Source organism: Thermococcus sp., assembly GCF_015523185.1.
Taxonomy (GTDB): Archaea; Methanobacteriota_B; Thermococci; order Thermococcales; family Thermococcaceae; genus Thermococcus.
The window spans coordinates 1-7,181 of record NZ_WAKV01000008.1; the positions used below are offsets into that span (position 1 = coordinate 1).

10 protein-coding genes and 1 pseudogene are annotated in these 7,181 nt (G+C 52.5%); 3 read left to right on the forward strand and 8 right to left on the reverse strand.

Annotated elements, in window-relative coordinates:
- The coding region (locus F7B33_RS00740) for an AbrB/MazE/SpoVT family DNA-binding domain-containing protein (protein ID WP_297072592.1) at positions 1–128 on the reverse strand (128 nt) is incomplete at its 3' end.
- Between the two features lie 90 nt (positions 129–218).
- Between F7B33_RS00740 and F7B33_RS00745 the strand changes: the two genes are divergently transcribed.
- Entirely contained in the window at positions 219–833 is a 615-nt protein-coding gene (locus F7B33_RS00745) for an asparagine synthase-related protein (protein ID WP_297072583.1), read from the forward strand.
- On the opposite strand, the gene rpl18a is transcribed toward F7B33_RS00745, so the two are convergent.
- The 7 genes from rpl18a to F7B33_RS00780 all read right to left on the reverse strand — a co-directional run bounded on the left by rpl18a (position 817) and on the right by F7B33_RS00780 (position 5,925).
- Entirely contained in the window at positions 817–1,050 is a 234-nt protein-coding gene (rpl18a, locus tag F7B33_RS00750) for a 50S ribosomal protein L18Ae (RefSeq protein ID WP_297066114.1), read from the reverse strand. The genes F7B33_RS00745 and rpl18a overlap by 17 nt on opposite strands.
- Positions 1,051–1,096: 46 nt before the next feature.
- Positions 1,097–1,783, reverse strand: a complete 687-nt coding sequence (locus F7B33_RS00755) for a translation initiation factor IF-6 (protein WP_297066067.1) — start codon at positions 1,781–1,783, stop codon at positions 1,097–1,099.
- A gap of 27 nt (positions 1,784–1,810) precedes the next feature.
- Entirely contained in the window at positions 1,811–2,083 is a 273-nt protein-coding gene (locus F7B33_RS00760) for a 50S ribosomal protein L31e (RefSeq protein WP_297072584.1), read from the reverse strand.
- Positions 2,084–2,093: 10 nt separating this feature from the next.
- On the reverse strand, positions 2,094–2,249 hold the full coding sequence (locus F7B33_RS00765) for a 50S ribosomal protein L39e (RefSeq protein WP_167913592.1): 156 nt from the start codon (positions 2,247–2,249) through the stop codon (positions 2,094–2,096).
- Between the two features lie 77 nt (positions 2,250–2,326).
- A complete protein-coding gene (locus tag F7B33_RS00770; RefSeq protein ID WP_297072586.1) occupies positions 2,327–3,730 on the reverse strand; it encodes a CGP-CTERM sorting domain-containing protein in 1,404 nt (467 codons plus the stop codon).
- A gap of 77 nt (positions 3,731–3,807) precedes the next feature.
- Complete coding sequence (locus F7B33_RS00775) at positions 3,808–5,091, reverse strand: dicarboxylate/amino acid:cation symporter (RefSeq protein WP_297066080.1); 1,284 nt, start codon at positions 5,089–5,091, stop codon at positions 3,808–3,810.
- A 120-nt stretch (positions 5,092–5,211) separates the two neighbouring features.
- The gene (locus tag F7B33_RS00780; RefSeq protein WP_297072588.1) at positions 5,212–5,925 is read right to left on the reverse strand and encodes a biotin--[acetyl-CoA-carboxylase] ligase; all 714 of its coding nucleotides are present in this window, start codon (positions 5,923–5,925) and stop codon (positions 5,212–5,214) included.
- Between the two features lie 123 nt (positions 5,926–6,048).
- Here F7B33_RS00780 and fba point away from each other — a divergent pair, with 123 nt between their 5' ends.
- On the forward strand, positions 6,049–6,894 hold the full coding sequence (gene fba, locus F7B33_RS00785) for a class I fructose-bisphosphate aldolase (protein ID WP_297072590.1): 846 nt from the start codon (positions 6,049–6,051) through the stop codon (positions 6,892–6,894).
- 85 nt (positions 6,895–6,979) lie between these two features.
- A pseudogene (locus F7B33_RS00790) lies at positions 6,980–7,181 on the forward strand (pyruvate carboxylase); the annotation flags it as partial.

Here is a 7,181-nt window from a genome sequence, read left to right on the forward strand (position 1 = left end):
GTAAGTTTCATCAAAACGTAACGGTTTCCTTCCCTAACAAAGACAACCTCGTCCCCTGCCTTGATTCCAAGCGCCTCCCTAACGTCCTTGGGTATGGTGACTTGGTATTTCTTCGTGACAATTGGCATTATCTCCACCAGAAAAGTATTACTGGCTTCTCTTAATAACCCTTTGGATCACTTTAATAAACATCTGATAGAGCATACTAGGGGGTCACCATGAAGGTTTATCACCTCTACTCCGGCGGAAAGGACTCCAGTTTAGGCGCGTGGATTTTAGCTAAGCTCGGCTACGACGTGGAACTCGTAACGGTGAGCTTTGGAATTCTCGATAACTGGAAGTACGCGAGGGAAACGGCCGAGAGGCTGGGCTTCAGGCACAGGGTAGTCTACCTTCCCGAAGAAATCCTTGAAAGGGCGAGCGAGATGGCGATAAGAGACGGTCATCCCAACAACGCCATACAGTTCATCCACGAGAGGGCTTTGGAGACACTCGCCTCAATGCCCGAAGTTGAGAGGGTAAGCGATGGGACGCGGAGAGACGACAGGGTTCCCTACCTGGATTTGCCCAAGGCCCGCTCGCTAGAGGACCGCTTTGGCGTTGCCTACATAAGGCCCCTCCTCGGCCTCGGCTACAAGACGATACGCGAGCTGACCGAAAAGCTCTTCGTCGTCGAGATAAAGGAGAGCGAAGAGCTCGAAAAAGCGGACTACGAGGTCGAGCTACGGCACCTCCTCAGGGAGAAGGGAATAGACCCGCTGGAGATATTTCCAAAGAGGCACTACCAGTCAAGGGTTTTGGGGTGGAGAAAAGAAATCAGAGCTCAAGGCTGAGCCTTCTAACCACGGGATTCTCAGCCTCTTCCGGGCTTATCTCCTCGATGCTCTCAATCCATATCTTGGTCCTTGGAACGCGGTGCTTGCTCCCAATCTCGGAGTAAACGAGCTCCTCCACGTGCTCGGGCTTCAGAGCCCTGTACTCCTTGGTGAAGGGTTGCTTGAGCTTACCCCTCTGGAAGATTCCCTTTACGCGGTAAACCTTGACCTCCATTTTCATCCCTCCCTCCGGCTGAGCTTTGAAAAGGCCCTTTTAAGCTTTATCCGAGGAAGCCCAAGGCCTCTTCAATCTTCACAATCTCAGGACCGGTCGTGAGATGTCCAACGACGACACCGTTGGAGTTGGCTATCATGCACGAGCCGACGAAGGGAACGCCCATGTTGGCGGTTCCAACGTAAACGTCAACCTTGAAGAGGTCGCTAAGCCACTCAAGTTCCTCGTCGGTTGCCTCGGGATGGACAAGGCCACCCCTGTTCGTAACAACACCGACACTCCCAACGGCGGTGTAATCGGCTATGACTCCCCTCTCGACGGGAACGCCGAGGATGTCCTCTATTTTCCTTGCCTCCTCCCTTGTGAACTCCTTACTGACCAATGCGCCATTGTCGTTGGCCAGAATGAGGTTCCCAAAAGCGGTGAGCCTGCTCTGGAAGGGAACCACTTCCATGTCTATTCCAGACTCCCTGAGCTGGGCGTTTATGGTGTCGAGCTCGGCATCCCAGATGTACCATGGAACGATTAGCGCGTTGGAGTTACCCGCCACGAAGATACCCACTATGCGCGACTTCATGATGCTCGTCTCGATGAGCGGAACCTTCAAAACCTCCCTGAGGACATCCAGCTTCTTCTCGCCGAGGCCCTCCCTAACGATGGCTACCCTGTCGGTGGCGAAACCGTAAACTCCAAGGTAGGGGGAGTTCTCAAAATCGAGCCTCTCGATGTGCATCTCGTCACCTCTAAAAAGTGGTTAAAATCAGGCGAGGGAAACCTTCGCGACCCTCTTGCCGTCAACTTCCTCCACAACGACTTTAACGCGGAGCTTGTTGGGTGGCTTTTCTGCCCCACGCTCCCAGAGCTTTTCGTTGACGGCAGGGTCGAGCTTGACCTCTTCAGCCTTGGCGTGCCTCGCTATCCACTCACGGACGAAGCGGGCCGCTCTCGGTGCTCTCTTCCAGCGTGGGACGCGCTTCTTTATCTTCCTGATGGGAACGACGAATATGACCTCCTCACCGGGCTTAATCGGCATTTACACCACCTCACTCCTTGAGCTTGGTCCTCCTCCAGTGCCTCCTCTTCGGGTGAGTGAGAACCTTCCTGTTCGTCTTGACTATAACCCATACCGGAACGCGCCTGTTCTGCTTGTTAGCCTTCGCGAGCCTGAGCTTTTTGGCGAGTGGCTTGTACCTTGACATGGTCACACCCCCTTACAATGCCTGTTGATGCTTTGGGGATGCGTTTTTAAGCTTTTTCGTAAAGGGAAGAAAAGAGGTCAGCGCCTCCTCAACAGGAGGAGGGGCAGTAGTGCGAGCCCAACCAGAAGGGCCGGACCGCAGATTCCATTGCCTTCTTCAGCCTTGACGACGTACTTGAACTCAACGTTGTCTGGAACCTTGGCCATCAGCTCCTTGTACGCCTCTGCCGGTATGCCGTAGCGGAGATAGACGTTGCTCTCGATGAGAACCTCCCTGTCATTGACCTTCGTAACCTTCATGACGACGTTGCCCGCCTTTGTCTTGACGTCTATACTTTTTGGAACTTCAACGAACTTGTATCCCTCCGGAAGGGTGATTCTCGTGACTTTTGTCTCGTTTATCGCCGCGTTGAGCCTGTAGGGGAAGTCCATGTTTCCAAGCTCAAGCCGCGGGTCGTAGTTGTAGACATAGGTATCGTTCACCTTGCTCACGAAACCCTGAAGAACCCAGTGGTACTTAACCACTAAAGGCCCGGTGGAGTTGACGTTGAGAATCGAGACGTTGCCCGAGAGAACCTTTATGCCCTTGCTCTCAAAGGTCTGTGCGTATTTCTGATAGAGGCTCTGTTCAGCCTGCTGGAGTCCCTGATAGGCAAACTGAACCTTTATGTAGTTAATGTACTCCTCCGGCTTGATGTATTCCTCCGTCGTATCGAGAATCGTCTTGTCCCCCTGGACGGTTATGTTGTTGTATATCTTCATCTCCCACGTTGTGTAGTTCTCCACACCCCTCTTTCCAGTATAGGTTATCATAACTGGCTCAAGCTTGGAGTAGAGAACGCTGAGGTCATCCTTTGTAATACCCTTCTTGAGGTAAATAATTGAATGGACCATGATTGTGTCGCCGGTGGCATTGACGTCAAGCTGGATGTAACTACCGTTGGACTCAACCCTAAAGCCCTTGGTCACGTTTTCTACCTTGGCCCCCTCTGGGAGGTGCACTGTGAAGTAGTTCTCAAGGTACATCGAGCCGTTTACGGCAGTAGGGTCAATCCTTGAGAGGTCCACTATGCGGAGGGCATCGAGGGAAATCTCCCATGAATTATCGTATGAGTAGTAGCGCGCAAAGTTGGGTATTGTTCCGTTTATAACGGTCACAAGGGGTCCCGTGGTGTTATAGCCAAGAATTTCAGCGGTGGCGTTCTCCAGGCTAAGACCGAGCTGAGAGAGAACCTGGCTCTCCTGGGTGATGAACAGTTTGGTGGCGTTTTCAAGCCCCATCTTAAGTATGCTCTGCTTGGTCTGGTTTAGCATCTCTTCCGGACTGTAGAATATCGTCTTGAGCGTTACCCTAGCACTCCCGTCCCAAGAAACCCAGTACTCGTTCTTCTGGACCTCCTTGTAGTCGTTGGAAGCAGACACACTGCCTGCAACAACTCCTAGGAGAAGAAGAGCGACGATTAAAAACCCAAACTTCCTCATAACTTTACCTCCAGCTGTCCTGCCATTAAAAACGGGGGAGGGTATATTAAGTTTGCCCAAAAGAGAGGGAAGAAAAATCAGTCGGCCCACTTGGAGAGGTCGAGCTCACCCTCAGTCTTTGCAACAATCGTAGTTCCTGTAAGGTCGCCGGTAACGTTGACCATGGTCCTGCCCATGTCGAGTATCGCGTCAATGCCAAGTATCATAGCGTAAGCTAAAGCCACGGGGCTTCCGGGGGTTAGGTCGAGGCCAACGCTTTGTAGAACCATTGCGAGCATTATGGCTCCAGCACCGGGAACGCCAGCCGTTCCGATTGAAGCGAGAACGGCTGTGAGAACCACCACAAGTTGCTGGCTCAGGGTGAGTGGGTGGCCTATTGCGTTTGCAACGAAGAGGACTGTAACACCCTGATAGAGCGCCGTCCCGTCCATATTTATCGTCGCGCCGAGTGGCAGGGTGAAGGAGTATATACCCTTATCAACGCCCATTTCCTCAGCCACGCGCATCGTAACGGGCAGGGTTCCGCTTGAGCTCCTCGTGACGAAGGCGGTAAGCATGGCATCCTTTGCCTTTCTGATGAACTTGATGGGGTCGATGCCAAAGATTTTCAGGAGTATAAAGTAAGTTATGACAACCTGCAGGAAGAGGCCGAGGTAAACTGCGCCGACGACTTTCGCTAGGGGCCCAACAACTTTAAGGCCTTCCTTGGCCATGACGTAGGCTATAAGCGCAAACACGCCTATGGGAGCGTACTGCATAACACCACCGACGATGAGGTACATCGCCTCGGCGAGACCGTCGAAGACTCTGAGCAGTGTCTCGGCCGACTTCCTGACCCTCTCTTCTTCCCTGTTCATGAGGTAGGTGATTGCAATACCCAGGATTATGGCGAAGAATATAACCTGCAGAACCGCCCCGTTTGTCAGCGATGCGAATGGGTTAGTCGGCACAATGTTGAGGAGCGTTTGAACCAGCGAGGGGCTCTTGGCTTCGATTGCCTTACCCGTTCCAGAGCCGAGGTGGACGCCTGAACCAACGTTGAAAAGCCTGCCGACTATGAGGCCGAAGAAAACGGCCATTGCCGAGGTGACAAGGTAGTAGACTATTATCTTAACACCGACACGACCGAGGCGAGCAGGGCTTATGCTTGCCGCACCGACGACGAGAGATGCTAGAACAATCGGCATCACGAGCATCTTCAGCAGTCTGACGAAGAGGTCTCCAAAGGGCTTGATGTAGGTTTCTACGAAACCCGTCCAGCCGAAGTGTCCTGCTATTAAACCAAAGATTGCACCTAAAATCAAACCGTATAATATCTTCCACAGAACTGGATAGTCAAGGTACTTTCTCAGCAGTCCCATACCCGCACCCCCTGCTATTTTAACAGATAAAACAACCTAAGACATCAAAATTACTATGAATAAGCCAATATTTTAATCTTTCCGCATCAAATCTGACAGATGTTCAAAATGAAAAATAGTTCAGGAGAAACGTAACGAGACGTCACCGTAAATAACCCTTTGGACACCCTCTTCCGTCTCGACGAGAAGTGCCCCAGACTCGTCAATGTCGAGTGCCACGCCCTCAAGCATGACATCTCCGTTTTCAAGTATCCTTACCCTCCGACCAATCACGGCACTCCGTCTCCTTACAGCGTCCAAAATCTCATAGTGTCTTCCACTCCTAAAGAGACTATACCAGTATGACAAAGCCCGCAAGACCCTTTGAAGAATCTCATCAAGGTTTACTTTTCGACCAAGAAGGTCTTTCATTGAAACCGCGGTCTCCTTAAGTTCCTCCGGGATGTCATTGTTAACGTTCAGTCCTATTCCGAGGAGTGCAAAGTGATGGAGCTTGCATTCACTGAGAATTCCGGCTATCTTCTTCCCACCAACAAGGACGTCGTTGGGCCACTTGAGTTCAGAGGGTATTCCATACTTGGCGAGCGTGTCAACAACGGCCAGGGCACCAACGAAGACCAGCTTCGGAACGTGCTCGGGACTGGCCATGGGCTTCAGTATTGCCGTCATCCACAGACCCCCTTCTGGGGAGGCCCAGTTCCTGCCCTTCCTCCCCCTGCCGGAGGTCTGCCTTTTTGCCACCACAACTGTTCCCTCGGGCACTTCTTCCGCTATCTTCCTTGCGTAATCGTTGGTGGAGTTAACTTCAGTAAGCCGGATTACCTTCCAATGCATATTTGAACACCACTTCATTGTTTGACGAAAGGCGTTTAAACAATTGCGGAAAACTCTTAGGGGTAGTAACCTGCGGGGAAAACCTTAAATCCATAAAATCATATATCACTCTCGGTGATGTAGATGGATACCTACCAGAGCGTCGGTATAAGGAGAAGGCTTAAGAGGTTCTTCCGCAGGGATGGAAGAGCGCTGATTTTCGCGATGGACCACGGCTTTGAACATGGCCCAACGGATTTTGAACTTGTCTGGGAGCACGTGAATCCCAAAGTTATCATCAGGAAGGTCGTCAGGGCAGGGATAGATGGTGTCATGATGCTCCCCGGAATCGCGAGGATTGCCGGTGACGAAGTTAAGCCGAACGTCGGCCTGATGATAAAGCTCACGAGCAAAACCAACCTCCGCCCGAAGGAGGAACAGCTCCTCCAGAGCCGGCTGGCCTTCGTCGAAGATTCAATAAAACTCGGCGCCGATGCCATAGCGGCGACCGTTTACTGGGGCAGTCCAGCTGAGGACGTTATGATGCGCCAGTTTGCGGAGATAGCGAGCTACGCCCATGATTTGGGTTTCCCCGTGGTTCAGTTTGCCTACCCGCGCGGCCCGTACATCAACGAGCGCTATGGTAAAAAGGAGGACTACCGCGTCGTCATGTACGGCGCGAGGGCCGCGGCCGAGAGCGGTGCTGACATGATAAAGACCTACTGGACCGGCTCGAAGGAGACCTTTGCGAAGGTCGTTGATGCAGCAGCGGGAGTTCCCGTTCTGCTCAGCGGCGGAGCGAAGACCGACAACCCGGTTGACTTCCTTAAGCTCGTGTGGGAGGTCATTGAAGCTGGGGGCGCTGGGGCCGTTGTCGGAAGGAACATATTCCAGCGCGAGAACCCGGAGCCCTTCATAAAGGCCCTCCTCAGAGTCGTCCACAGGAACGAGGACCCGGAGGAGGCGGCGAAGGCAGAGGGCCTGCTCTGATTTCGTCAACTGACTAACTCCCTTTCTTTTCTCGTCGTAAGGCTTTTAAGGGTATGCACTTTTCTGGACATCGGAGGTGATGGAGTTGGCGAAGGTTGAGATTATAGACACGACATTTCGTGACGCTCACCAGTCGCTCATCGCAACGCGCCTCCAGACGGAGGACATGCTAAAGATAGCCGAAACCATGGACAAAATAGGCTTCTACTCTATGGAGGTCTGGGGAGGAGCTACTTTCGACGTGTGCATACGCTATCTCAAGGAGGACCCATGGGAGAGGCTCAGAC